The organism is Hydrogenimonas cancrithermarum (assembly GCF_030296055.1).
GTDB lineage: Bacteria > Campylobacterota > Campylobacteria > Campylobacterales > Hydrogenimonadaceae > Hydrogenimonas > Hydrogenimonas cancrithermarum.
This window is the reverse complement of sequence record NZ_AP027370.1, coordinates 96,553-120,606: the sequence shown is the minus strand read 5'-3', so window position 1 is coordinate 120,606 and position 24,054 is coordinate 96,553. Positions and strand designations below refer to the sequence as shown.

22 protein-coding genes are annotated in these 24,054 nt (G+C 51.9%); 6 read left to right on the top strand and 16 right to left on the bottom strand.

From position 1 onward, the window contains the following. Nucleotides 1–9: 9 nt before the first annotated feature. Complete coding sequence (locus tag QUD54_RS00540) at nucleotides 10–1,386, bottom strand: phosphomannomutase/phosphoglucomutase (RefSeq protein WP_286337010.1); 1,377 nt, start codon at nucleotides 1,384–1,386, stop codon at nucleotides 10–12. Nucleotides 1,387–1,410: 24 nt separating this feature from the next. Beyond that, nucleotides 1,411–2,001, bottom strand: coding sequence for a YigZ family protein (locus tag QUD54_RS00535; RefSeq protein ID WP_286337009.1), 591 nt, complete (start codon nucleotides 1,999–2,001; stop codon nucleotides 1,411–1,413). Between the two features lie 37 nt (nucleotides 2,002–2,038). Between QUD54_RS00535 and QUD54_RS00530 the strand changes: the two genes are divergently transcribed. Next, nucleotides 2,039–2,638: a class I SAM-dependent DNA methyltransferase gene (locus QUD54_RS00530; protein WP_286337008.1), complete on the top strand. Its 600-nt coding sequence runs from the start codon at nucleotides 2,039–2,041 to the stop codon at nucleotides 2,636–2,638. On the opposite strand, the gene QUD54_RS00525 is transcribed toward QUD54_RS00530, so the two are convergent. The 5 genes from QUD54_RS00525 to QUD54_RS00505 all read right to left on the bottom strand — a co-directional run bounded on the left by QUD54_RS00525 (nucleotide 2,619) and on the right by QUD54_RS00505 (nucleotide 7,714). After that, the gene (locus tag QUD54_RS00525) at nucleotides 2,619–3,776 is read right to left on the bottom strand and encodes a diguanylate cyclase (RefSeq protein WP_286337007.1); all 1,158 of its coding nucleotides are present in this window, start codon (nucleotides 3,774–3,776) and stop codon (nucleotides 2,619–2,621) included. The genes QUD54_RS00530 and QUD54_RS00525 overlap by 20 nt on opposite strands. Further along, the gene (locus QUD54_RS00520) at nucleotides 3,773–4,204 is read right to left on the bottom strand and encodes a hypothetical protein (protein ID WP_286337006.1); all 432 of its coding nucleotides are present in this window, start codon (nucleotides 4,202–4,204) and stop codon (nucleotides 3,773–3,775) included. Before QUD54_RS00520 ends, QUD54_RS00525 begins: the two co-directional genes overlap by 4 nt. After that, nucleotides 4,201–6,093 (bottom strand): TonB-dependent receptor plug domain-containing protein, encoded by a 1,893-nt coding sequence (locus QUD54_RS00515; RefSeq protein ID WP_286337005.1) that lies wholly within the window; start codon nucleotides 6,091–6,093, stop codon nucleotides 4,201–4,203. The genes QUD54_RS00520 and QUD54_RS00515 overlap by 4 nt, the downstream gene beginning before the upstream one ends. A 10-nt stretch (nucleotides 6,094–6,103) precedes the next feature. Continuing rightward, nucleotides 6,104–7,006 carry a polyphosphate kinase 2 gene (gene ppk2, locus QUD54_RS00510; RefSeq protein ID WP_286337004.1) on the bottom strand — a complete coding sequence of 301 codons (903 nt, stop codon included), beginning with the start codon at nucleotides 7,004–7,006 and terminating at the stop codon, nucleotides 6,104–6,106. Nucleotides 7,007–7,078: 72 nt separating this feature from the next. After that, nucleotides 7,079–7,714, bottom strand: coding sequence for an HAD family hydrolase (locus tag QUD54_RS00505; RefSeq protein ID WP_286337003.1), 636 nt, complete (start codon nucleotides 7,712–7,714; stop codon nucleotides 7,079–7,081). A gap of 41 nt (nucleotides 7,715–7,755) precedes the next feature. Here QUD54_RS00505 and QUD54_RS00500 point away from each other — a divergent pair, with 41 nt between their 5' ends. Together QUD54_RS00500 and QUD54_RS00495 are read left to right on the top strand one after the other, a co-directional pair. Then, on the top strand, nucleotides 7,756–9,447 hold the full coding sequence (locus QUD54_RS00500) for a BamA/TamA family outer membrane protein (RefSeq protein WP_286337002.1): 1,692 nt from the start codon (nucleotides 7,756–7,758) through the stop codon (nucleotides 9,445–9,447). Then, complete coding sequence (locus QUD54_RS00495; protein WP_286337001.1) at nucleotides 9,447–12,233, top strand: translocation/assembly module TamB domain-containing protein; 2,787 nt, start codon at nucleotides 9,447–9,449, stop codon at nucleotides 12,231–12,233. Before QUD54_RS00500 ends, QUD54_RS00495 begins: the two co-directional genes overlap by 1 nt. On the opposite strand, the gene QUD54_RS00490 is transcribed toward QUD54_RS00495, so the two are convergent. The 6 genes from QUD54_RS00490 to QUD54_RS00465 all read right to left on the bottom strand — a co-directional run bounded on the left by QUD54_RS00490 (nucleotide 12,230) and on the right by QUD54_RS00465 (nucleotide 17,138). Then, the gene (locus QUD54_RS00490) at nucleotides 12,230–13,348 is read right to left on the bottom strand and encodes an NAD(P)/FAD-dependent oxidoreductase (RefSeq protein ID WP_286337000.1); all 1,119 of its coding nucleotides are present in this window, start codon (nucleotides 13,346–13,348) and stop codon (nucleotides 12,230–12,232) included. The genes QUD54_RS00495 and QUD54_RS00490 overlap by 4 nt on opposite strands. Nucleotides 13,349–13,368: 20 nt before the next feature. Further along, nucleotides 13,369–15,417, bottom strand: coding sequence for a glycine--tRNA ligase subunit beta (glyS, locus tag QUD54_RS00485; protein WP_286336999.1), 2,049 nt, complete (start codon nucleotides 15,415–15,417; stop codon nucleotides 13,369–13,371). Nucleotides 15,418–15,478: 61 nt separating this feature from the next. Beyond that, nucleotides 15,479–15,997 (bottom strand): ATP/GTP-binding protein, encoded by a 519-nt coding sequence (locus tag QUD54_RS00480; RefSeq protein ID WP_286336998.1) that lies wholly within the window; start codon nucleotides 15,995–15,997, stop codon nucleotides 15,479–15,481. Nucleotides 15,998–16,078: 81 nt separating this feature from the next. Then, the gene (gene dtd, locus QUD54_RS00475) at nucleotides 16,079–16,522 is read right to left on the bottom strand and encodes a D-aminoacyl-tRNA deacylase (RefSeq protein ID WP_286336997.1); all 444 of its coding nucleotides are present in this window, start codon (nucleotides 16,520–16,522) and stop codon (nucleotides 16,079–16,081) included. After that, the gene (locus QUD54_RS00470) at nucleotides 16,519–16,674 is read right to left on the bottom strand and encodes a hypothetical protein (RefSeq protein ID WP_286336996.1); all 156 of its coding nucleotides are present in this window, start codon (nucleotides 16,672–16,674) and stop codon (nucleotides 16,519–16,521) included. Before QUD54_RS00470 ends, dtd begins: the two co-directional genes overlap by 4 nt. Beyond that, nucleotides 16,671–17,138 (bottom strand): tRNA (cytidine(34)-2'-O)-methyltransferase, encoded by a 468-nt coding sequence (locus QUD54_RS00465; RefSeq protein WP_286336995.1) that lies wholly within the window; start codon nucleotides 17,136–17,138, stop codon nucleotides 16,671–16,673. Before QUD54_RS00465 ends, QUD54_RS00470 begins: the two co-directional genes overlap by 4 nt. 58 nt (nucleotides 17,139–17,196) lie before the next feature. Between QUD54_RS00465 and QUD54_RS00460 the strand changes: the two genes are divergently transcribed. Next, nucleotides 17,197–18,039 (top strand): M48 family metallopeptidase, encoded by an 843-nt coding sequence (locus QUD54_RS00460; protein WP_286336994.1) that lies wholly within the window; start codon nucleotides 17,197–17,199, stop codon nucleotides 18,037–18,039. Nucleotides 18,040–18,098: 59 nt separating this feature from the next. Here QUD54_RS00460 and QUD54_RS00455 read toward each other — a convergent pair whose 3' ends face one another. The 3 genes from QUD54_RS00455 to eno form a co-directional block, all read right to left on the bottom strand. Further along, a complete protein-coding gene (locus tag QUD54_RS00455) occupies nucleotides 18,099–18,293 on the bottom strand; it encodes a hypothetical protein (protein WP_286336993.1) in 195 nt (64 codons plus the stop codon). Between the two features lie 223 nt (nucleotides 18,294–18,516). Next, the gene (locus QUD54_RS00450; protein WP_286336992.1) at nucleotides 18,517–19,212 is read right to left on the bottom strand and encodes a glycogen/starch/alpha-glucan phosphorylase; all 696 of its coding nucleotides are present in this window, start codon (nucleotides 19,210–19,212) and stop codon (nucleotides 18,517–18,519) included. Between the two features lie 155 nt (nucleotides 19,213–19,367). Further along, nucleotides 19,368–20,645, bottom strand: coding sequence for a phosphopyruvate hydratase (eno, locus tag QUD54_RS00445; RefSeq protein ID WP_286336991.1), 1,278 nt, complete (start codon nucleotides 20,643–20,645; stop codon nucleotides 19,368–19,370). Nucleotides 20,646–20,838: 193 nt separating this feature from the next. On the opposite strand from eno, the gene QUD54_RS00440 reads away from it, so the two are divergent. Continuing rightward, on the top strand, nucleotides 20,839–22,716 hold the full coding sequence (locus QUD54_RS00440) for a TIGR00341 family protein (RefSeq protein ID WP_286336990.1): 1,878 nt from the start codon (nucleotides 20,839–20,841) through the stop codon (nucleotides 22,714–22,716). Beyond that, on the top strand, nucleotides 22,716–23,969 hold the full coding sequence (locus QUD54_RS00435) for an Nramp family divalent metal transporter (RefSeq protein WP_286336989.1): 1,254 nt from the start codon (nucleotides 22,716–22,718) through the stop codon (nucleotides 23,967–23,969). Before QUD54_RS00440 ends, QUD54_RS00435 begins: the two co-directional genes overlap by 1 nt. Nucleotides 23,970–24,054: the final 85 nt, after the last annotated feature.

The following is a 24,054-nucleotide window of genomic DNA, read 5'->3' as shown; positions in this document are numbered from 1 at the left end:
AAGTGGGTTTCAGCCGACAGTGTTTTTCGCCTCTTCGATCAGTTCGTTCAACAGTTTTTGAATACGCTCGAGTGCTTCGGGCGTTTGGGCTTCGAAACGGGTCACCAGAATCGGTGTCGTGTTGCTCGCACGCACCAGGCCCCACCCGTCTTCGAAAATGACGCGCACACCGTCGATCGTCACGATATCGCGGATCTTCAGTTCGGTGTAACGTTTTTCAAGTATCTTTTTGAGCGCATCGATGATGGCGAACTTCTTCTGATCGGTGGTTTTGACCTTGATTTCATCGGTACTGTAGAGTTTTGGCAGTTTTTCGTACTCCTTATCGAAATCGAAACCGTTTTTGAGCATCTCCAGAATACGCATCATCGCATAGATCGCGTCGTCGTAGCCGAAATAGCGGTCGTTGAAAAAGATGTGTCCGCTCACCTCGGCCGCCAGATCGGCACCGGTCTCCTTGAGTTTGACTTTGAGATTGGAGTGGCCGGTTTTGTACATGATCGCCTTTCCGATCTTGTTGATCTCGTCATACATGATCTGCGAGCACTTCACCTCTCCAATGACGGTGGGGTTCTCCATCGTTTTGGCGAAAAAGAGAGCCAGTACATCCCCTTTGAAGTTGTACTTTTGGCTCAAAAAAGCGATGCGGTCTCCGTCGCCATCGAACGCGAAACCGTAATCGGCCCCCTTTTCGAGCGCTTTTTTGAGATCTTCGAGGTTTTCCTCTTCGCTCGGGTCGGGGTGGTGGTTGGGGAAGGTGCCGTCGGGGTCGAAGTAGAGCTTCTGTGCAGGAATTTTCAGTTTTTCGAGCAGCGGCTCGATCGCCACACCCGCCGCACCGTTGCCGCAGTCGATGGCCATATGCGGATCGAATCCCTCGAGTGAAGAAAAATCTTTCGCCAGGTAGTCGACATAGCTATCGAGTGCCGGAATCTTTATGGCATCGGTTTCCGTCGGGATCGCGATATCGGCTTTTTCGATTTCACGCCCAAGGGCATAGATATATTCACCGAAAAAAGGTTTTTGGTCGATCGTGATTTTGAAACCGTTGTATTCGGGTGGGTTGTGCGATCCGGTAATCTGGATGCCTCCTGCGGGCATTACCGCCTTGCCGCCGACCTGGAAGCTGTTGAAGTTACAGAAATAGTTGACGGGCGTCGGGACGAGACCGCCGTGCAACACGACAACGTTTGCTGCATTCAGGCCGCTGACGAGCCAATCACTCAATTGCGGAGAGTGGGTTCTCGCATCGTACGTGACGACGGCATAATCACCATGCTCTTTGATCTTCTTTCCGAGAAAATAGCCGATGAGTTTGACCCTCTGTTCAGTCAAATCCTCTCCGAAAACCCCGCGAATGTCATACTCTCTAAAGATATGCTGCATTGATATTCTCTTTCTTCAAAAAATTTAGTGATATTCTACCGAAAAGTCGATTCGTGCCTCTTTTAACGCCTTTTCGACTCTTTTAACGGCCGTCTCGCCTCCCTCGAGAGACCACGCTGTCCCGTCGGAACGGAACGTTCGATCGACCTTCAGATCCCCGACCGATTCGAGAAAATGTTCCCACCGCCTCATCACGCCAAAAGCCGTGAAAAAATGGATCGCCGCCCTTCTTTCAAAGACTTTGAGTTCGGCGGCGGCAGCAACGGCCTGCGCAGCCGCACTGTAGGCTCTTGCCATACCACCCGTCCCAAGCTTGATACCACCGAAATAGCGAACGACCAAAACCGCACACTGCATAAGCTCCTTTCCCTGCATCACATGAAGCACCGGGCGTCCCGCACACCCTTTCGGTTCTCCATCGTCACTGCTCTCCTCGACGATCTGCCCATGTGGGTTGACGAATCTCGCGGCCCAGACGATATGGCTCGCTTTCGGATGTTTCCGCCGAAGCTGCGAACGCATCTCTTCGAAACTTCCGATCGGTACGAGATGTGCAAAAAATTTCGAACGTTTTGCCTCTGTTTCACTTTCGAAGCATTGCTGAACTGTTTTCATATGGTAGAATTTTATCCAAAAACTTACAGGAGCTGCGATGGGCTTCGATCAACGGGCCAAAACATGGGATGCTTCGGATAGAAGACAGGCACTTGCAGAAGCGGTCTCCAATGCAATCAGAACACAAACTTCCCTCGAAAAGTCGATGCATCTGCTCGATATCGGAGCGGGTACTGGGCTTTTGACGAGACGGCTGATGCCCTATGTCAGCAGGGTCACGGGAGTCGACACGTCGGCCGGCATGCTTGAAGAGCTGAGAAAAATCGAAGGCCCTGTCGATACGGTCGAAATCGACATTATGGCCTATCGGCCCGAGTCTTCGTTCGACGGAATCGTAAGTTCGATGACCCTGCACCACATCGAGAATACAGAGGGGCTCTTCCGGCACCTCCATGGGCTTTTAAAGCCCGGCGGCTTCATCGCGCTCGCCGATCTGGCACCGGAAGACGGGAGCTTTCACGACCACGGGAACGAAGGTGTTCACCATTTCGGGTTCGATGAAAAAACACTTTTGCTGTTATCGGAAAAAGCGGGATTCATCCAGCCTACCTGCCGTATCGTCCACACCGTTTCCAAAGAGGGCGGCCGCACATACGACATCTTTCTTCTATATGCCATCAAACCACTTCACCATTGATACAGATTCTGTTTCGGCCTGCATGCTTCGCACAATAGAGCTGCCGGTCGGCGATTTCGATCGCATCGTCGAGATTGGATGCGGATGAAAGATCGGTATTGATTCCCAAAGAGATTGTGATATGAATGATTTTTTCATCGCTGACGAAGGGGGATGATTCGATCGACTGTTTGAGCCGCTTTGCCACATAGATGGTTTCGAACTCGTCCGGCGTATTGAGAAAAACGATGAACTCCTCTCCTCCAAAGCGGATAAGATAGTCTTCGTGCCGCAACTGTTTTTGTATCCGTTTGGTCAGATGCTGCAAGACTCTATCTCCAACTTCATGCCCGTATGTGTCGTTGACCTGCTTGAAATAGTCGACATCGTACATGATAATCTTGTATTTCGAATAGTCCGTATTCGAAAGCACTTCATAAAGAAATTTCCTGTTGTAGGCACCCGTTAAAGGATCGATAAAACTGATCTTTCTTCCTTTGTAGTAATAATAGACCTGGGCATACCCGAAAACCAGTAAAACGGCGATACCGATGGCGATGCCGAGCATGATCGATTTGATCTGGACGAAACGCTGTTCCACGTCGGAGCGTATCGCTGCGGAAAGGTCGCTTCCGAGTATGGCGACGACATGGCCGTTTTCAATGATAGGGGTGGCGAGAGTGACCCACAGATACCCCTCTTTCTCATGCTTGTAAACTTCACTTTTCTTCCGGGTGTAAACATCGTCCCATATGGACGATACGGGTTCGAAACGCTGCATGAACATAGCCTGCTCGTTCGGATCCTCCTCGGTATCGAGCAGATATCGGTATCTGCCGTGTTCGTCTTTGAAAACCACGAACAGATGTTCCACTTCAGGCGTTCTGAAATAGGAGAGATCCATTTGCAGATGTTCCCTGACCGATCGATCCCTGGAGAGCTTTTCGAACAGCGGCGAGCCTGTTTCCTCCACCACGAGACGTGCCGCATTTTGAAACTCCATCACATATCTTTCCACGATCGTGTTTATCATATCCTGGCGTGTGGAGAGAAGTACTTTGTCAACCTGTAGATAGAGATATATCATCGCAATCGTAAGAAGAGATAGCAGAAAAATACCGATATTCAATACCAGGTCGAACTGTCGTGTCACTTTCATGGGATATTTTCCATATAGTCATTCATCTCTTTATCGATTTTCAGCCCGAACGCTTCGATCCTTGGGCGTGAAAAAATGATCGTCGGTCGCCCTTTCATCCAAAAAAATGCCCCGATATCGTTCTTGTGACGAAGAAAAAGACGATAGTCGTTCGACAGTCTCGGAATGGAAGGGCACTTGGTAACAGGTACTGGTGCATTTCTCGTTTCGATGATAAGTGTAGCATACTCACAACGATCTTCCAAATGGATATTGGGAATTTTCTCCAACACTTTTCTCAACTGCTTGTCGGGGGTATAGATACGGTACTCAGGCAGTGACAGGTCGAAAATGATTCGGTGCCATATCCTGGCATTGACTTCATGGTCGGATGAAGCCGCGAATAGCAGTAGCAATGGTACCAACAGAATAAAGAGCAGTTTTTTCAAAAGAGCCACTCCATCGTGAAGAAGATCTGTCTGTCTGCAACGGGAAGTATGACACCTCCTTCCACCGGCGGGTTCTGCGTCAAATCCAAAGTTCTGTAATAACTGTTTTTCGCTTTGTTGAAAATATTCGTACCTTTCAGTGCGAATGTCAAATCTTTTTCGACATGATATTTTATACCTGCACTGTAATCGTATCCGGCCTTGACGTGATCGGTTCCTTGCTTGAATATCACTTCATTAAAAATGTCCCATTGATCGAATGTATCGAGGAGTCTTACATATCCGCCCACATAGTTTTTAAAAGAGCGTATGGATGTTTCGTTGAAGTGGTCGAGATAGATATCGAAATCTATCCGGTGATTTTCATTGAGATGGAAGATGACATCGAATGCGAGATTGAAAAAATCCGTCTTGTCGGTATCGCTGTTTCTGATGACGAAAGAGTCCCGTGCCCGTGTAAAGAGCCCGAGGAGACGTACTTCACTCCTATCGGTCGTTCTCTTTACCTCGAGAGATGCGGTATCGTACTTTTCGGATACGAGTTCGGCATGGTGTATGAGCAAATTGTAATATTCCGGCGGGGTTTCCGTATGTGTCAGAAAGCCTTTGAAAGACCAGTTGTCCTGAAGGGAAATGTATCCGATGCGCCCCTGCCACGTATCGAGCCTGTCGTTATTCGGTCTTTGATCGAAAAATATCCGATTGAGTTTCAAAGAGCCGACGAACATCGCATGCCCATTCAATTTGTAATGGTCCTCCAAGAAGATGGAAAAGGTATTGTATGTGGCGTCGCTAGAGGGCGTTACATCGTAATCGTTTATTTCGAAATAGTTGTAACTCACACCTTTGTATCGATACTCGACACCTCCTTTTAATGTATGGTTTCGTACTACTTCGTCATGAAAAAGTTTTACCGTAGCCATATCGTTACGCGAACGATAGAGAAAGTGGTTGTCGTTCGAGTCAAACGGAATGGCAAGCGGTAACTGCATCCAAAATGGCGATGCCGATTCATTGTCGAAATCGAGCACGGAAGAGATGTAACTGAAATCGGATTTCACCACTCCATCCCACCACTCTCCGCTATAGGACAAACGGTAAAGCGGTGCCTGCCACTCCCCGTCCGTCGGAGTGATCATAACGCTTTGTCCGGTGAAGAGATCGTGTTTCTGATCGAGCGCCTCAACCTCGATACGATGATTTTTCAGATGGATATCGCCATAGAGATGGAACTGCTTGTAATCTCTGGAGATATCGTATCCGATATTTTGTTCATGTTTGAAATTGTTGACGGCACCCTCTGCATAGGCAAAATAGGACCATTCATCCATAACCTGGGCATGGGAAAGTGTAAGTTCCTGCGTTCCTCTCTCTCCGAGACGCATCGAAAAGGTGCCACCGTTTTCTCTTTCCGGAATCTTCGTATAGAGTTTTATGACGGCGGCCGCGGGTTCTGTCGTGACATCGAGTACGGGTGCTCCCGTATAGATTTCGACATGGTCGAACATCCCCATGTCGATATTGCCATAAAGCGCCAATCCGCTGCCGAAAAATCCGTCACTTATTTCATGATTGTTGACGAAAACTTTGATCATATCGCTCGAATAGAGCAAGGGGTTGAGTTGAAGAGGATCCGTCATGCCGTAATTGTTGATATCGTAACGGATAAAACGAATCGATTTTATCAGGTCCGACAACCGATAGACCTGCATACGCTCCAGGTCGTCCCGCGTATAGACCACAAGATACCCGGCACTCTCCTTCTTTGTCTGTTTCGAAAGATCGGCCTCTTTTCTATACTGTTTCAGAAGTGTATCGATCGATTCGTCCGCATAAACCGTCTGCAACGCCAGTAACGCACTCATCGCCGCTATAATTGATCGTCCCATCGAGCCATTCCTAATCAATCTGTTTACTTTTTCTGTGATAGCGCTGCACAATTTCCGGATCGGGGTGAAGCGTGGTTCCCGCATCTTCTTTCCCTTCGTAGGGAATATGGGAGAGCACGTATCGGATCGACTCCAGTCTGGCGGATTTCTTATCGTTGCTCTTGACGATGATCCAGGGCGAAAATGTGGTGTGTGTACGGCTGAACATCTCCTCTTTGTAAAAGGTGATCTTGTCCCACATCTTTTGCGCTTTCATATCCACAGGGCTCAGTTTCCACTGCTTCAGGGGGTTGAGTTGTCTCTCCTTGAAACGCTTCTGCTGCTCTTTTTTCGAAATGGAGAACCAGAACTTTATCATGATGATGCCATCATCGATCAGTGCGTGTTCGATCTCCGGAACCTCTTGCATGAATTTGTCATACTGCTCTTCCGTACAGAATCCGAATGCCGGCTCGACGATGGCACGATTGTACCAGCTTCTGTCGAAAAAAACGATTTCCCCCGGGTTCGGCAGATGTGCGAAGTAACGCTGGAAATAGAACTGTCCCGCTTCCACTTCCGTAGGCTTGGGCAGTGCAACGACCCGGTAACGCCTGGGATTGAGCCTTTCGGTGAAACGTTTGATCGCCCCGCCCTTCCCTGCGGCATCCCGCCCTTCGAAAATGACGAGTACTCTCTTTTTGTTTTCGAACACCCAGTTTTGAAGTTTGATGAGCTCGACCTGAAGTTTGACAAGATCCTCTTCGTATCTAACGGTTTTGAGCGCTTTTTCCACATTTTTGCCTTTGGCCAAAAGACAAAGGCCACTTTTGCTACATAAATCGTTCAACGCTTCTTGTATGGCATCGATCTTTTTTTTCAACTTTTTGCTGTTCGTCTTTTTCTTCAAATCTTCAAGGTCTTCGTAAAGCATTCCAGTCCTCTCTGTTATATTCAATGCGTACATGTGCTTGTATATATTATTGGTTCGCTTATTAATTTAGCGTTAAAAAGCGAAGAGAGTATCCACTATTTTGGAAGGCTCGGAAACCGTGCGTATATGCAAAAGTCCTTCGGAGAGTCTTTTGGAATAGCCCCATTCCACAAAAAGAGGTGTGACCTCCGCCTGTTCCGCAGCAACCATATCTTTCGGACTGTCACCTACCATCCACACCTCTTCGAATTTCGAAATTTCACTTATCATCCGAATCATCTCGGGATGCGGTTTCGGATATTTTACACGATCGGCGCCTACGATATCTCTGAAACATCTGTCGATACCATTCTTTTTCAAAATCAGGCGCGACGTACTGCTCGGAGCGTTCGTGGCGACGAAAAGTTCACATTCATGCGAAAGCAGCAGTTCCAGCATCTCGACGATGCCTTCAAAGGTCACGGCATTTTGAAGGCACTGGATGGTGTAGTGCGATTCGAAGAGCTCTTTCGCCTCTTCCTCGTATCGCTTCACGCCGTAAAATTCATAAGCGAGGTTGAGGCCGGGAAGATTCATGAGACGAGCAACTTCCGCAGCGTCCATCGGCTCCAGTCCATATATCGTTTTACGTACGTGATTGATCGAAGCGGTGATATTGGTATGGGTATCGACAAGTGTGCCATCGAGATCGAAAATCACGGTTTTCATGCTGTTCCTTTGCTATAATGGTACCAAAAACGGGGCAACGGGTGGTCAGATTATCGATCGTTTTTTTGATTTTGTCTCAATTTCTGATAGCTGCGGCTCTTCCGATAAAATTTTCGGGCAACCATACCATCGACGACCGTGAACTTTATGAGGTCATCGGTCTGAAAAAGCCATATTTTTTCGAATTTTGGAAAAGTGCGCCGAAGCTCGAGCCGAAGAAGGTCAACCCGCTTTTGACACTGATCGAAAATTACTACAAATCCCATGGTTTCTATCATGCCAAAGCCAAAAGCAGTATTCGCAAAAACCGGATCGTCATTGAAGTCGAAGAGAACGAACCGATTCGTGTAGAGAATGTATCGACAATCTCGCCCCTACCCATCGATACACTCATCCCCTTCGAAAAAGGGGACCGTTTCGATCCCGAAAAATTTATCGAAAGCAAGAAAAGAATTCAGAAATTTTACGCCAATCACCAATATTGCAATGTAAAACTCAACACGAAAGCCTTTGTCGATATCGAAAAAAACAGGGCTTATATCGTCTACGACGTCACACCCAACGATCCATGCGTATTCGGGAAAATCTCCATACACGCCCCCGAAAGCGTCGAACCGAAAATCATCGCATCGCTTCTTCATTTCAGAGAGGGTGATCCTTATTCGGCAGAGGTTATCCGCCGCAGCTACAGAGAGATCTACGCCAACGAGGGAATCGAACGCGTCGTTATCGATGATGGAAAACACGATGGAAACAAGGTCCCTGTAAACATTACGGTATCGGTCTATCCCAAACCCGTACATATCACGACAGGTGCCGGCTTCAGCAGTGACGAAGGCATCAACCTCCAAGCCGGAATCAAACACCGAAACTTCTTCGGAAATCTCAAAACACTTGGCCTGGAAGCACGCTACTCCCAGGTGAAAGCCTTCGTTCGGGCAAGTGCCGATACGCCCTTGCCAAACCACAACAGAGCCAGTGCGGACATCGGAGCGAAGCGGGAGATCTATGACGGATACCATGAAAGATCGCTGCTCGCAAGAATCAACCTCAAACAGTCACGTTACCCCCATTTTTTCCAAGAGAGCCTCATCTATGACGATACGACCACATCCGACAGCAACGATCCGGAAAACTTTCCCAACGGCAAATTGAGAATCCTCTCTCCCCTCGGAAGTTGGGAGATCGACAAACGCGACTCGGTACTGGAGCCGACGAAAGGGTACAAACTCCAAGCCGAAGGGATGGGCTCGTACAAATCGGAATTTTCGGATGCCACCTATTACAAAGTTCTGCTCACAGGTGCCTACCACCGCCCTTTTCCATGGGGTGTATCCTCCGTCCGTCTCAAATACGGTGCCATCAAGGTGCTTCAGGGCAAAGTTCCACCATCCTACCGTTTCTACGCAGGCGGGATGAATTCCAACCGTGCCTACAGTTATCGTCAGTTGGGCCCGAAAAACGGCTATGGCGATCCGATCGGCGCCTACAGTATCACCGAAGGAACGGTCGAACTTCGTATCCCGATGGGCAGCAGTTTCAAAACGGTGGTTTTCAGTGACATCACCTATCTCGGACAGACGACCCTGCCCGATTATGGGAAGCCTTACATAGCGGTGGGCCCGGGAATACGTTACAAAACACCCATTGGCCCGATCGCGCTGGATGCCGGATTCGATATCGACGACCTCAGTCGATTCGCGATTCATTTTCATATCGGGGAACTTTTCTGATGGGTCGTTTGTATGTCCACTTCGCACTCTTTCTGCAAGCGACGCTCATCGTCTCGGGACTCTTTCTCTTCATTACGCTCCATCCAAAGACGACCGATTACATTGCAAAAAAAGTACTGACTTCCAACGGCATCGGATACCGGCGGATCGAAGGGTCGCTCTTTAATGGATTCGATCTTTACGATCTTTCCTACAAAAAAGCTTTTTCGGCCAGGCAGTTGGGTATCCATTACACCCTCTTCTCGCTCTTTTCACCGCGGCCGGCCATCGAAAGTGTCACGCTTGCCGATGTCAAGATCCACCCTCTCCGATTCCCCGAGAAAACGTCGAAAAGTGGAGTAAACGACAGCGGTATCGTTCTGCCTCCCATTCTTTTCGAGCAGGTCGACATCGAACACTGTATCACGTTTCTCCCCGAAGACGAGGCGATCGAATTCGATTTAAAGATCAAAAACCTCCTTCTTGACAAGGAAGCTGCAGAAATCGAACGATTCAACACAAAAATAGAGTCGTCCTACGCCTTCGGCGAAGTTTCCGGATCGATCCACAATGGAACCGTGAAGGCTGAAGGTTCGGTCTCACCCGGGAAAAGATATGAAGAACTTGCCGAAACATATCTGGAAAACTTTCCGAAAAGCTTTCCGGTGAAACTGAATGCAACCATGCAGCGGTTGGAAGCGGCAACCAGGATCGACGAAAAGATCGCACTCAAAGATACCAACCTGTCAATACAAAATTTCACGCTGCGTTTCAACTATCTGTTTAAAGGGAACTACTTTACCGCCAAATCGAACTATCGGCTCGAACACTCATTCGTGACGGCCGACATCGACCAGAGTCTTCTTTTTACGCCCTCGCTCGCCTATGCGGCGAGAATGGAGGGGAGAATATCTTCATCGCGATACCCATTGCCTGCCGACCGATTCGAAGCGGATGCAGCCGGAGACACCGACACTCTTACATCCGATTTTTACATCGGGCCCTTTTCGCTGAATGCCTACAGCACCGACTATAAAAAGTATGCACTGCATCTCGTCGCAAAACCGCATTCACCCTCCTACATCCAACATCTACCACAGATTCTGCTTCGTCAGAGCATCGGAATGGAGGCGAATGCAACCGCCGTGCTCGAACCGGAACCCACTGTCGAAGGTGTTGTCGCGCTCGATGGAAACTACTCTACGACAAAAAGTTTCATCGAGATGAAACCGGATATGATGCTCGTCCACTCGAGTGTCACTCCAAAAAAGAGCGGTGGCGGTATATGGGAGGAGCTGCCACCCCCACTGATTGGAGAGATCGAGAGTTTCCTTTTCCTCTCGAAAGAGAAGAAGATGTTCAACATCTCGACCACCAAAAGCTACCTGACCCTTTTCGAGAAGAGAGGGAAGATCGAAGGGTGGGCGAATATCGGTTCTTTGACACTGGATGCAAAGGGGGAGGTGGAGCCGGACGGAACGACGAATCTCGACTTCATCACCCATATCGAGTCGCTCCACGAACTGATGGAGGAGTTCGATCTGAAATCCGACGTCATGATCGATGCGGAATTGACCAGCCATTTCAGTGTCTCCCTTGCGGAGCGTCTACAGCTTACCTACAAAACCGAGATCCCATGGTATCTTGTCGAACCCGATTCCCAGACACTCTACTATGGACTCGACTCGCTCCTGGAAGGGGGAATCGACGGCGAAGAGGTGCGTATCGACCGCTATAGCGTAGCGATAATGGACCATCGTCTGGAACAGAACAGAAGCTCATATTTTCACTTCGATGAAAATCTGACGCTTTTCATCGACAAGCTCGCTTTTCTGGACAAAGGGATGGCGAAAGGGTACTTCGATCTCCGAAAGGGTGAAGGCTCGATCGCACTTGAAGGAAGAGGCGTCCATTATAACGGGCCGGAGGGAAATGTCACGGCGGATTTGCAGATAACCGCTTCCCTCTCTCCGGCATCGTTAAGTGCCGAAGGTGAAATCGGGATTCTCGATGCGCTCATCGTCTACAAGCCTCCCAAAGAGTACACCGTCAACGATGAAGATATCGTCATCATTCAGGATATCAAAGAGCCAAGCCACACCAAAAAGAGCCTGAATATTCATATCTTTTCGAAAAAGGCGCTCCACTACAGGATACCGATGGTCGACGTCTACTTCATCCCGGATGTCACGATATGGAAGGAAGCTGAAAAACCTGCGGTTCTGCTTGGCATGGTGAAGGTCGTGGAAGGTTCTCTCAACGTCGCAGAAAAATATTTCGACATCGAGCCGTCGGAGATCTACTTTTCTGGCGCACATCCTATCAATCCCTGGCTCGACCTTCACATTCTCTATGAAGTCGACTTCAACAAATTCCATATCTATGTGAGCCACTCTCTTTCAAATCCCGTATTTCTCTTTTCATCCGAGCCTCCGATGAGCCAGAACGATATCATGAGCTACATTCTTTTCGGGGAGCCGGCCGACGAATCTTTCAAACAGAACGGCTCGTCCGAAAGCACCATCGGTACCATGCTGCTGGGTGCCGGGCTCAAAACCGCCATCGGCTCCGCGACAGGCATACGCTTCGATACGCTCAACATCCTCAACACTCCCGAAGGAGGGTTCGGTATCGAAGTGGGCAAACGGCTCAGCCGCCGCATACGCATCATCTACCGGAACGACTCCGTTTCGAGTTTCATCATCCAGTACAAGGCTTCACGAAGTGTTCGTATCGATGTCGATGTCAAAGATACGGGACAGGGAATCAATGTACTCTACGTAAAAGATATCCGAGGATTTCCTTAACGTCGATTTCTAAGATATCGCAACAGATACCGGTCGGAGGAGAGACGAATATCCACATCCGCGCCATTCACGATCTTTTCGGCAGCCATCCGCCCCATGAGCGGGCCGAACACGAACCCCCTTCCCCCGAACCCTCCAACGATGTAGCATCCCGGTAGGTACGGAATGGCATCCGATTCGGGTTTGAGGCTCTTGGGCGGAGTTTTGAGTTGTACTTTTGCCGCCTCTGTATCCGCAACGGCACCGACGATCGGGAAGTGGTCGCTGACGGAGGAGCGGTGGCCGGCGTAGATGCGTACGATCCGCTGATCCCGGAGGTCGGGGACGAGGGCGATGGCATCGACGATGAGCCGGTTGACACGTTCGATCTCGCTTCTCGGGTCGTTTCGGACATGGGTGGCGCCGATACGGACGATGCCGTCGATATTCGCGGAGACGGAGAGTTTCTGATGGAGTGTGACGGGAATCTCCGCCGAACTTTCAACGTCGACACGCTCGCCCCAGAGACCGCCAATCGTGATGTAGGGGATCTCGACGGGAAGTTTATCGGCTCCGGTAGCGAGGACGATATTTTTTGCCGAACAGTTTCCGATATACCAGTGCCCTCCCCTTCGTTCAGGCTTCGCATCGACGCCCCATACCGTATCGATTCCCGATATCAGCTTTTTCGCCACCGTCATCGGATCGACGAAGGCGCTGTGATCGAAACAGAAAGCCCCGTACCGCATAAAATCGGGAGCGATGAAAGGTAGATCTTCGGCTTCGCACCATCTGTAGGGAAGATCGAGATGCTTTTTGTAGGTTGCGAACTTTTCGGCATCCCCTTCGTCTTTTGGGATTCGTACGAGCCCTTTTTGAAAGAAGCCTTCGGGTACGGCTTTGGCGTAAAAGCCGAGTGCGAAAAGGTAGGCTTCGTTGGTGATTTTCTGTAAGTCGCCGCCTTTGCCCAGGCGCGGCGAAAGAAAAGCCCCCGCTGCACCGCTGGCACCGGCGAGCAATCCCTTTTTGTCCACGAGCAGAACCTTCTGCCCAGCCTCCTTCAACCAGTAAGCGGTACTGATACCCGCAATCCCGGCACCAACGACAATAGCGTCGTACCGCTTCTCACTTCTCACTTCTCACTTCTTGCTTCTCGTTAAATGCTTATCTCTTTGATATCTGCGACGATTTTGAACGCTTTGTAGATCGATCCGACAAGGTTTCTTCGGTTGGTACGGAGTTTCTCGTCCTCGGCATTGACCATGACATTGTCGAAAAAGCGGTCGAGCTGAGGCTTGAGAGAGAAGAGCGCATCGAGCTGCATTTCGTAATCGTCGTACTCCTTAGAGACGATTGCCTCGAAGGCTTCGTAAAGTCTTTTTTCCTCCTCTTTTTCGAAAAGTGCCGGATCGACCGTCAGTTCGCTTTCGAGGTCGATATCTTTGCTGATGTTGGCAACGCGTTTGAAAGTGGTGAATATCTCTTTGAACTCGTCGCTTTCGGTAATGTTTTTGAGTGCGTTCACCTTCTTGACGATCTCGCCCACGTCACGCTCACCGCTGGCGAGTACCGCCGTGATGATCGACGGGTTGGCGTCGAGTGCTTTGTAGAATCGTTCGTCGAAAAACTTCTCGAGCTCTTTGGTGTCAAACTCCGCATACTCTTTTTTGAAGTAGTCGATCATCTCAGAAATGTTGAATGGAATATCGAAATGCGTCACGATGCGGATGATGCCGGCCGCTGCCCGGCGCAAGGCGAACGGGTCGCGCGAACCGGTCGGGATCTTGCCGACCGAGAAGAGCGCCATCAGGTTGTCGAACTTGTAGGCGATGGCCAGAAGTGCGGCAAAAAGGTTTTCGGGCAGGTCGCTCTCTTCGCCGCTTGGGAGATACTGGTCACGTATGGCGACGGCGACCAGGTCGTCCTCGCCCAACGCTTTCGCGTAGTAGTACCCCATGATCCCCTGCAACTCGGTAAACTCGTAGACCATTTCGGTCAGAAGGTCCGCTTTTGCCAGCATCGCGGCGCGTTCGGCCAGCGCTTTGAGCTCACCCACATCTTTGGAGGTCTCTTTTTCGAGCGGTTCGGCATAGACTTCCGCCAGTGTCGTCGTAATGAGACTCTCGCGCACACTCTTGTCATACATCGTCCCGAGGCCGTCCATGAAGACGATGCTTTTGAGCCCTTCCGGGTTCAGGCCGTTTTTCAGGTCGTTTTCATAAAAGAACATCGCATCGCTCAAACGCGGTTTGAGGACCCGTTCGTTCCCTGCGATCACTTGCGAAAAGTCATCGGTTTTGGCGTTGGAGACGACGACGAAGCTGTTGTTTAGCACCCCCTCTTTGAAGAGAGGAAAGTAGCGCTGATGCTCCTTCATACTGGTCATGATCACTTCCGGTGGCAGTTTTAGAAAGCTCTCGTCGAAACGTCCGAGCAGCGGCGTCGGATACTCGGTGATCGCGACGATCTCATTCATCAGCTCCTCGTCATGTCCCACGTTGACGCCATACTCTTTTTCGATCGTTTCGAAGCCTTCTTGAATCGTCTCACGCCGCCTGTCGGGAAAGAGTTCGACACCTCCGTTTTCGAGTGCTTCGAAATAGGCTTTCGGCGAATCGACCGGAATCGGCTCGAACGTCACCTGCCGATGCACACGTGTGGTGTTGGAGCTCTTGACGTCGAAGAGCTCGATGGCCGGGACACTGCTGCCAAAGAGCGCCAGTACCCAGCGCACCGGGCGGATGAACTCCTCTTTGCGATCGCCCCAGCGCATCATCTTCCCAAAGCGCATCGAACCGATCCAGGTTTTGACCATCTCGTCCAGCAGCGCCTCGCTCGGCTCTCCGACAATGGTCTTTTTGTAGTAAAGTACCTCTTTTCCGCCCTTTTCTCCACGGCCGATCTCACTGAGCGGCACACCACACTTCTGCGCGAAACTCTCCGCCGCACGGGTCGGCTGACCATCTTTGAAAGCGATCTGCACCGGCGGTCCGAACATCTCATCTTCGCTGTCGGGCTGCTTTTTCAAAAACTCGGGATGCCACAGTACGAGACGGCGCGGCGTGTAGGAGAACTCGAACTCGGCCATCAGGCGATTGGCCTCGAGAATCTTCGCCCACGATTTTTCGATATCATCGAGTATTTTGAGAAGGGGAACGGCGGGAAGCTCTTCCACACCGATTTCGATAAGAAGGGGTTGGGTCATAACGTCTCCATTCTCTTTGGAAAATTGACCCGATTTTATCAAAAAGGGGCTTTAAGTGCGATTACACGTAAAAGTCGAAGCCGTCGATCTGTTCGAATAGCCGGTCGAAAAGCCGTTTCGTACTCTCGAGGAGTTTTTCGTTCTGCTCAAAAAGTGCGAGAACGTCGTCCATCGTACCGACGGTTTCGTCTTTGAGCATATTCTGCATATCCGGAGTATCGGTTGCAGGAAGCTCCTGCCGCATCATCTGGGAGAAATTGGTGATCTCTTTGAAACCCGGAATTTCGTCGCTCTTCTCGACATTTTCGAGAAACTGCTGAAACATCGGCTTGATGATCTTCATCGCCTCTTCGATCTCTTTTCGATCCTGCGCGTCGATGCCATCGCCTTTATAGGAGAAGCGATAGCCGTATTCGTGCCGAAGGCTCATCGAAAAGGAGCGTTCGCCCTTCCCATCACTGGCATGCAGAGAAACACTTTTATTGTCATACATCGAAAGCGAAATCCTGTCGCCGGAACTCGTCGTCAGATCAAAGCCGAAACCGTTGGAAGAGGCATTGAGTGTATCGATCCGAATCATACGTTTCTCCTATGGTCTTCTTGTGAATGGAATATCGACATTTTTCATCTCTGTTTCAGTGATCCGCACGACTTTCACCATCTACAGCGCCTTCGAGTCGACGATGAACGTGACCGGGCCGTCGTTGACGATCTCGACCTCCATCATCGCACCGAACTCTCCCGTTTTGACCGGCACGTGGGCCCGTAATGTCTCGCAAAACTTCTCATAGAGCCGTTTCGCATCCTCTGGTGGCATCGCGTTATCGAAGCTGGGGCGGCGCCCCTTTTTAACGTTTCCGGCGAGTGTAAACTGGCTCACGACCAGCGCTTCGCCACCGATATCGAGAATACTCCGGTTCATTTTGCCGTTTTCGTCAGCGAAAATGCGCAGATTGACGATTTTCGGAACGAGTTTTTCGATATCGGCTTCGCTATCGCCCTTGAAAACACCGAGCAGGATATTGAAACCGTGTCCGATTTCCGCCACTTTTTCTCCATCGATCGTGACGGATGAGCGGCTGACACGCTGCAACAGGGCGATCACTCCCCACCCTGCTGCGGTTCATCCTTTTTCTTCACTTCCGTTCCGTTTTCGCCGTAGCGCTCTTCGTATTTGTTGGCGTGGTAGCCTTTGATAATCCAGACCATAAAGAGGACGAAGCCGATCGTCATGATGACATCCATAATACCTTTCACATCAATCCTTTAAAGGTTTCGAAATTTTGCCTCACCGCTTCGTAGGCGACGATACCGACGCTGATAGAGATATTGAGACTCCGTCCCTCCGGCGTCATGGGTATCGTGATACACTTCTCTTTGTTCGCCTCGAGCAGTTCTTTGGGCAATCCCGTCGTTTCGCTCCCGAACAACAGAAAATCACCCGGCTGAAAGTCGGCTTCGAAATAGGGACGGTCGGTCTTTGTCGTCGCAAACCACATCCGTTTGTCGCCGTGCGCTTGCAAAAAGGCGTCGAGTGAGGGCCAGATGGCCGGGTCGAGCTTGTGCCAGTAGTCGAGCCCCGCCCGTTTGAGGCGTTTGTCTTCGATGACGAACCCAAGCGGCTCGATCAGATGCAAAGATGCTCCCATATTGACGCAGAGCCGGCCGATCGTTCCGGTGTTCGGGGCGATTTTCGGTTCGACGAGTACAATGTTTACCATTTCACGATTGCTCCAGAATAAAGTGGTAAAATTGTAACCAAAAAAGAGGCTGGATAGAATGAAACGGATTTTTTTGGCACTTTTGATTCCGATTTTGCTTATCACCGGCTGTGCGAAAGCGCCCGTCACAGGTCGAACGCAACTCATCATGCTCTCGCCCCAGCAGGAGATGGCACTGGGGTTTCAGGCGGAACGGGAGATTTTCGAAAGCGAAAAAGTGACGAACGACCCGCGCTTCGTCGAACCGGTACAGCGTGTCGGACACCGTATCGCCAAAGCGACCGGCCTCGATCTCGACTGGAAATTTTACGTCATCGAAAACGACAAGGTCCCCAACGCTTTCTGCCTCGCCAACGGCCATGTATTCGTCTATACCGGCCTTTTCAAATATATCGACAACGATGCGCAGCTTGCTACGGTCATGGCACACGAAATCGCGCACGCCATCGCCCACCATGTCGCAGAGCGTATCAGCGTCGCCCAATTGACGGGCATCGCCACCGCTATAGCGGCCGAAGCGATACACTCCAGTGCGAACGAATATCAGCAACTCTACGAAGCGGCGCTGGGCATCGGCTCGCAAGTCGGCGTCATGCTTCCCTACTCCAGAATGCAGGAGAGCGAAGCGGACCACATCGGCCTGATCCTGATGGCCGAAGCCTGCTACGATCCCCGCGAAGCGCTGAAGTTTTGGGAAAAGTTCGCCAAAGCCAATGGTGGAGAAGAGCCGATCGTCTATTTCAGCACCCACCCGGCGACAAAGCAAAGAATCGAGCAATTGAAAAGGTTGATGCCCCGAGCCATGGAGATCTACAAAACGTGCGACCGTTCCAGGCTCACACCGGTGAAGAGCGGAGAGCCCTACGCCGCCTCATCGACACTAGGGGAACGAGTCGATTGAGAGAGATCTCTCAAAAGAGAGCCTTCCATTTTAAAACCCCTGCGCCGTCACGGCGCCAGTCAGTGACGGAAAGATCTCCTCTCCGCCTCCTGCTTCCTTTCCGTTCGCGGCGCTTTCGAAGCTCTCGTGCGCATCGTTTCGCATCCGTAGAACTGCTCCTCCGGCGGTCTGCTTCTGCGCTTGACCTCTTTGAAGCGCATGATCTTCGATTTGACGGTGCCATTCGCATAGCATTCGTAACCCAAAACCTCCATCGTTCTCCTCCTTTTTTTCCGTTCCGAGCAGAGCTGTTCCATCCAACCGCCGAAACGGGGATCTCTTCTTCGGCACGGAAAGGTGTATGGAGACGACTTTCACTCGGTCGTCGCGGTTTCCCTGCCGATTATTCATTATAGCCTATAACTCTACCTTGCGTCTGTCTCTCAGCTGACACTCGCGAGGTTCGTTTTTCGCTGAAGATGCAGCGTTTCGTCGAATTCATAGAGAATCGGTTCGCCTGTGGGAATTTCGACCTTGACGATCTCGGCAGGCGTCAGACGCTCTATCGTATCGTAGAGCGCACCGGCGTCTGTCGTATCGTTTGACGTCTCGCCACCGATGACCCAGCCGTTTCCGGTAATCTTCGAAATAGTTGCTCATCATGTTGAAGCTGTAGACCTCCGTGGCGGCCTGAAGCGGGGTATGGGTCGTGAAGATGGAGGTTCTTTTCACCTTTTCGATTGCTTCGTCGAGGGAGAGGCCTCCATCTTCTATGAAAACGCGCACCCGTTCGAAGAGGACGCAGGTGGGATGCCCTTCGTTGAGATGGAGGATCGAATATTCGATTCCGATCTCCTCCAGCATCCGATACCCTCCGATGCCCAGCACGATCTGCTGCCTCAGCCCCTGGTTCATGTCGGGGGTGTAGAGGTGGGAGGAGATCTGGCGATCCCACGGATCGTTCCGTTCGATCGGCGCGCAATCTTTGTCGATCGTCTCGTTGGCTCCCTGCTGCCAGCCGTCGCTGCCGATCACCTGCCTGACGTATCCCTGCGGATACATGAATCCCACGCCGACCATCGGCAGTCCCATGTCGCTCGTCTCTTTGAGGATGTCTCCGGCCAGAAAACCGAACCCGCCCGAATAGATCGGAAGGGTGTGGTGCAGACCGAACTCGGTGCAGAAATAGGCCACGGGAAAGAGCTCCTCCTCCGATCTCTTTCCAGAGGTAGGGATTGATGCGCCGGAAGAGATTTTTCCCGGAAGGATTACATGTCCACCAGAGCTTGAGGGCGATCTCTTTCGGGAGGCTCGGCAGAACGATATTGACGGAGGGGGCGGAGGGTCTCCTATTTCCAGTAGTAGAGGGCGTTGCCGTCCAGCGCATCCTCGATTTCAAGGAGGCGGTTGTATTTGGCAAGCCTTTCGCTGCGGGATGCCGACCCGGTTTTGAGGTGGCCGCTGCCCATCGCCACGGCGAAATCGGCCAAAAAGGTGTCGCAGGTTTCGCCTGACCGGTGCGAGAGAAAGGCGCGCCATCCGTTTTCGATACAAAGACGCACGGCATCGACCGTCTCCGTCACCGTACCGATCTGATTGAGTTTGATCAAGGAGGCGTTGGCCGCACCGGTTTCGATGCCTCTGCGAATGAATTTCGTGTTGGTGACGAACAGGTCGTCGCCGACCACTTCAATCTTCTCGCCCAGGGCTTTCGTGAATTTGACGAAACCCTCCCAATCCTCTTCGCCCAGGGGGTCCTCCCACAGTACGATCGGATACTTTTCGACCCAGCGTTCCGCCATCTCGATCAGATCGTCGCTGCGCATTCGACCCGCACCCGACCATTTGAGATCGTAGAGACCGATCGTATCCGTAGCGAAGGAGGTGGCGGCGCTGTCGAGGGCGATGGCGATGTCGACACCCGGTTCGTATCCACTCTTTTCGATCGCTTCGAGGATCAGTTCGATCGCCTCTTCGTTACTACCGAGATCGGGCGCGAATCCCCCTTCGTCTCCGACCGACGTCGCCAAGCCCCGCTTTTCGAGAATCTTCTTGAGTGTATGGAACGTTTCGGCGACGTATCGAAGCCCTTCCGAAAAAGCGGGAGCGCCGAGAGGCACCGCCATGAACTCCTGAATGTCGACACTGTTGTCCGCATGCTCTCCGCCGTTGAGGATATTCATGCACGGCACCGGAATGCGCCGCGCTTCCGATCCGCCGACATAGCGGTAGAGGTCGTCGCAACGGCTCTGCGCCGCCGCTTTGGCAACCGCCATCGAAACACCCAGTATCGCGTTGGCGCCGAGCCGGCTTTTGTTGTCGGTAGCGTCCAGTTCGATCATCAGCCTGTCGATCATCGCCTGTTCGGAGGCGTCGAGTCCGACGAGCTCGGGCGCGATGATATCGTTGACGTTGGCGCACGCTTTGCGTACCCCTTTGCCGCCGTAGCGGCTCGCATCGCCGTCACGCAGCTCCACCGCTTCGTGTTCGCCCGTACTCGCACCCGATGGGACGGAGGCGCTCGCTTTCGTCCCGTCTTCGAGCGTCACGAAAACCCTCACCGTCGGATTTCCCCGCGAATCAAGGACCTCCAACGCCCTGATTTGTTCTATGATCGATTCCGCCATGTCGGCTCCTTTGAATTTGAAATGGTCTATTCGGACAAAAAGATCGGTACAGAGGCGCATGGGTCTCGATCTATTGGGAATCGGACTCCCACCCCTTTCGCACGCGGCACAGTCGCTCTTCATTCCGATTACTATATAATACGACAAAGATGGTTAACAACGGCAATCGACGCCCCCAAAAAAAAGGAGAGAGATGTCCGGTCCGATACTGTTCCTGCATGACCATACGATGGAGAAGGAGCGGGTGGAGGAGATGCTCGCCAAGATCGAAACCTTTTGTCGAGAGCCGGCGGAACGCCATATCTTCAAAAAACGGAAAACGGCTTTTTCGGAGGGCACCATGCTTTTCGTCGCCGTTCGTGACGAGGAGTTCGTCGAATGGCTCTCCCACATCGCGGAAAAAGATGTCACGATCGTACCGTTGCCATACGAAGCGAATCCGCTTCAGCGAAAGGTTTACGAGATACCGGACAGCGTGGAAGAGGCGCTGGAACTCGGCATGGACGAAAAGAATCACCGCACATCGAGAATGCTTCGCTGCCAGGGCGATGCCGTCTTGGGATGCATCACCGTCGGGGAGAGCGAGTGGGTGAAAGTACGGGACGAAAAGCCGCTCTGGTCCAGAGTCGGAAGCCTCTTTTCTCTTCGGCTGCACCCTTACGACATCACGACGCAAAAGGGACAGACCGTCAAAACTGCCGCACTGCTTCTTGAGATTTCCGGCGAATCGGAGATGACCCGGGAACGCACCTACTATTTCAAGGAGAGCGACAACCAGTGCCAACGCGTCGCCGCAATCGTCTACGCACCCCAGAGCATCGTCGAAACGATGAGGCTCCGTCTCCTGCTGACGAGAAAAAAGCGAAATCCCGGCGAAAATCTGCCACCGGGTATCGGGACCGTCAAATCCAAATCTCTGAAAATCACGACACCGGAGAGCCGGCCGATACCTGTCGTGTTCAATGACGTAAAAAGAGAAGTTTCGGAGGTCACGATAGTGAGTGTTCCGACGAAAGCACGTATCGTGACGGGCTGGAAAGGGTGTGTCAGCGGCGAGGAGAAAGAGAGCCTGCGCATCCAGAACCTTCCCGCCGAAGAGGATCTCATAGGTTTTTTCACCAAAAAGAGCCTTCCCTTCATACCGATCGCCGCCGAGAGTGCCTTCGCTGAACTCTTTACGAAACTGAGAGACTCCGCCCGGATGAAAAACGCCTATCTCCTTCTACTTATCATCAGTGTTTTGATGGCGACGACGGGTCTCTTTCAAAACTCCTCGCCAACCATCATCGGTGCGATGATCCTGGCGCCTCTGATGGCTCCGATCGTCGCGTTCTCGATGGGCGCCATCCGTTTCGACGAAACCCTTCTGAATAGAAGCGCGAAGACCATTCTGCTCTCTACGCTCATCGCGCTGGGGGCCTCCGCGTTCGTCGCGGGTTCGCTGCCTTTCTCTCATCTGACGGAACAGATGGACCTGCGCACCCATCCGACGCTGCTCGATCTCGCCGTGGCCATCTTTGCAGGCGTCGCGGCGGCTTACGGATACATCAACACCAAAGTGGGGGAGAGTCTGGCCGGCGTGGCGATCGCCGTGGCCCTGGTCCCGCCGCTGTGCGTCTCGGGTATCGGCATCGGCTGGGGATCGTGGCACATCTTCGCCAACGCCTTTTTGCTCTATCTGACCAACATCATCGGCATTCTCTTCGCGGCCGGAACGACCTTCTATCTCATGGGTTACGCATCCCGCAAATACATCTCCGCAGCTTTCATGCTGAAACTCCTGATGCTCTGTCTCATAATCCTGCCTCTCTGGCTCTCGACCCGCTCTTTGATCCTTGAACAGCGAATCTACCGTGAAGTCGCGGAGTATCAGAACCTGCCTGTCGGAGGCAGACCCGTTCAGATCCATCTGACGAAAGTGCAGTATCGTCCCACCGGCCTGCAAATACACGTCACGGTGACGACGCTGGGCACCTTGAACGAAGAAGAAAAACGTGAGATAGCCGATATCCTACGTAAAAAAATAGGCAAGAAGATCAAACTCGTCATGGAATACAGGGAGATGTTCTGATGACGTTGAATCTCAAAGCGAAAATACGGGCGGACATTGAAAAGAACCGCGAACGGGTCAAAAAGCTCGGTCCCGGTCTCATTACCGGCGGAGCGGGAGACGATCCCGCCGGCATCGTCACCTACACGGTCGTGGGGGCGACCACAGGATTTTCGCAGCTGTGGCTTCTGCTTCTCTCCACGCCGATGATGATCGCCATCCAGAACACGGTCGCGCGCATCGCCATCGTCACGGGCAAGAGCCTGCCTGAGATCACGACGGCCTACTACTCCAGAAAGCTCACGATCCTGATGATCCTGGTGCTGGCGGTGGCAAATATCCTGACCATCGGGGCAGACCTCAACGCCATCGCGGCCATTCTCCATATCGTCAGCGGTTACCCGACCATCTATTTTCTCATTCCCATCACCGCGTTCATCGGATATCTCATCACGTTCGGAAAGTACAGGACCATCAAAGGGGTCCTCATTTCGCTGACCGCCATTTTGGGGGTCTACATCGTCTCGGCGGTGATGGCCAAACCCCACCTTCTCGACGTGCTGAAGAACACCTTCATCCCCCACATCCAGATGCATTCCGCATGGATCATGGCGGCGCTCGGGATGCTGGGCACCACGATCTCCCCATACATGCTCTTCTGGCAGGCGGCGGAAGAAAAGGAGGAGAAAAAGAGTGTGGTCCAGGCCGACGAAGTGGGTTTCGATACGATCGTGGGCATGGTCTGGTCCAACCTACTGGCCTACTGCATGATCGTCACCGGTGCGGTCATGCTCTACGGTACGGGAACGGACATCCCCGACATGCAGAGCCTGGCACTGAGCCTGAAACCGGCAGCCGGCGAATACGCCTTCGCCCTCTTCTCTTTTGGCGTCGTCGTCTCGGGGTTTCTTGCGATCCCGGTTCTGGCCGGCTCCACAGCCTACGCCGTCGCCGATACGTTCGGATGGCGTGAGGGAATGGACTACAAAATCAGCGACGCGAAGGGGTTCTATATCGTCTTCGTGGGAGCCCTGGTGGTGGGGGACCTCGTAGATATGCTTCCGGGCGTCAGCGTCGTCGACGCCCTCTACTACTCCCAGATCCTCGACGGCATGCTCATTCCCCTGCTCATCGGCATCGCCCTGCTGATCACCAACAACAGGGCGATCATGGGAGAGTATACCGGCACACGGTTTCAAAACATCTTCTCCATCTTCGCCCTGCTGGTCACCTCGGCACTCACACTCGTCATGGTCTGGCAATGGATGCAATGATCGTAGCAACTTCCCCGTGGGGAAAGCGGCAAAGTGGTACAATGGATTGCGAAATTTGTCAAATACGTGACCGCGAGTCCAACGA

What these genes read in the sequence shown, in the direction of transcription:
- QUD54_RS00540 (WP_286337010.1), bottom strand. Translation starts at nt 1,386, where the DNA reads ATGCAGCATATCTTTAGAGAGTATGACATTCGCGGGGTTTTCGGAGAG.
- QUD54_RS00535 (WP_286337009.1), bottom strand. Translation starts at nt 2,001, where the DNA reads ATGAAAACAGTTCAGCAATGCTTCGAAAGTGAAACAGAGGCAAAACGT.
- QUD54_RS00530 (WP_286337008.1), top strand. Translation starts at nt 2,039, where the DNA reads ATGGGCTTCGATCAACGGGCCAAAACATGGGATGCTTCGGATAGAAGA.
- QUD54_RS00525 (WP_286337007.1), bottom strand. Translation starts at nt 3,776, where the DNA reads ATGAAAGTGACACGACAGTTCGACCTGGTATTGAATATCGGTATTTTT.
- QUD54_RS00515 (WP_286337005.1), bottom strand. Translation starts at nt 6,093, where the DNA reads ATGGGACGATCAATTATAGCGGCGATGAGTGCGTTACTGGCGTTGCAG.
- ppk2 (WP_286337004.1), bottom strand. Translation starts at nt 7,006, where the DNA reads ATGCTTTACGAAGACCTTGAAGATTTGAAGAAAAAGACGAACAGCAAA.
- QUD54_RS00505 (WP_286337003.1), bottom strand. Translation starts at nt 7,714, where the DNA reads ATGAAAACCGTGATTTTCGATCTCGATGGCACACTTGTCGATACCCAT.
- QUD54_RS00495 (WP_286337001.1), top strand. Translation starts at nt 9,447, where the DNA reads ATGGGTCGTTTGTATGTCCACTTCGCACTCTTTCTGCAAGCGACGCTC.
- glyS (WP_286336999.1), bottom strand. Translation starts at nt 15,417, where the DNA reads ATGACCCAACCCCTTCTTATCGAAATCGGTGTGGAAGAGCTTCCCGCC.
- QUD54_RS00480 (WP_286336998.1), bottom strand. Translation starts at nt 15,997, where the DNA reads ATGATTCGGATCGATACACTCAATGCCTCTTCCAACGGTTTCGGCTTT.
- QUD54_RS00465 (WP_286336995.1), bottom strand. Translation starts at nt 17,138, where the DNA reads ATGGTAAACATTGTACTCGTCGAACCGAAAATCGCCCCGAACACCGGA.
- QUD54_RS00460 (WP_286336994.1), top strand. Translation starts at nt 17,197, where the DNA reads ATGAAACGGATTTTTTTGGCACTTTTGATTCCGATTTTGCTTATCACC.
- QUD54_RS00455 (WP_286336993.1), bottom strand. Translation starts at nt 18,293, where the DNA reads ATGGAGGTTTTGGGTTACGAATGCTATGCGAATGGCACCGTCAAATCG.
- eno (WP_286336991.1), bottom strand. Translation starts at nt 20,645, where the DNA reads ATGGCGGAATCGATCATAGAACAAATCAGGGCGTTGGAGGTCCTTGAT.
- QUD54_RS00440 (WP_286336990.1), top strand. Translation starts at nt 20,839, where the DNA reads ATGTCCGGTCCGATACTGTTCCTGCATGACCATACGATGGAGAAGGAG.
- QUD54_RS00435 (WP_286336989.1), top strand. Translation starts at nt 22,716, where the DNA reads ATGACGTTGAATCTCAAAGCGAAAATACGGGCGGACATTGAAAAGAAC.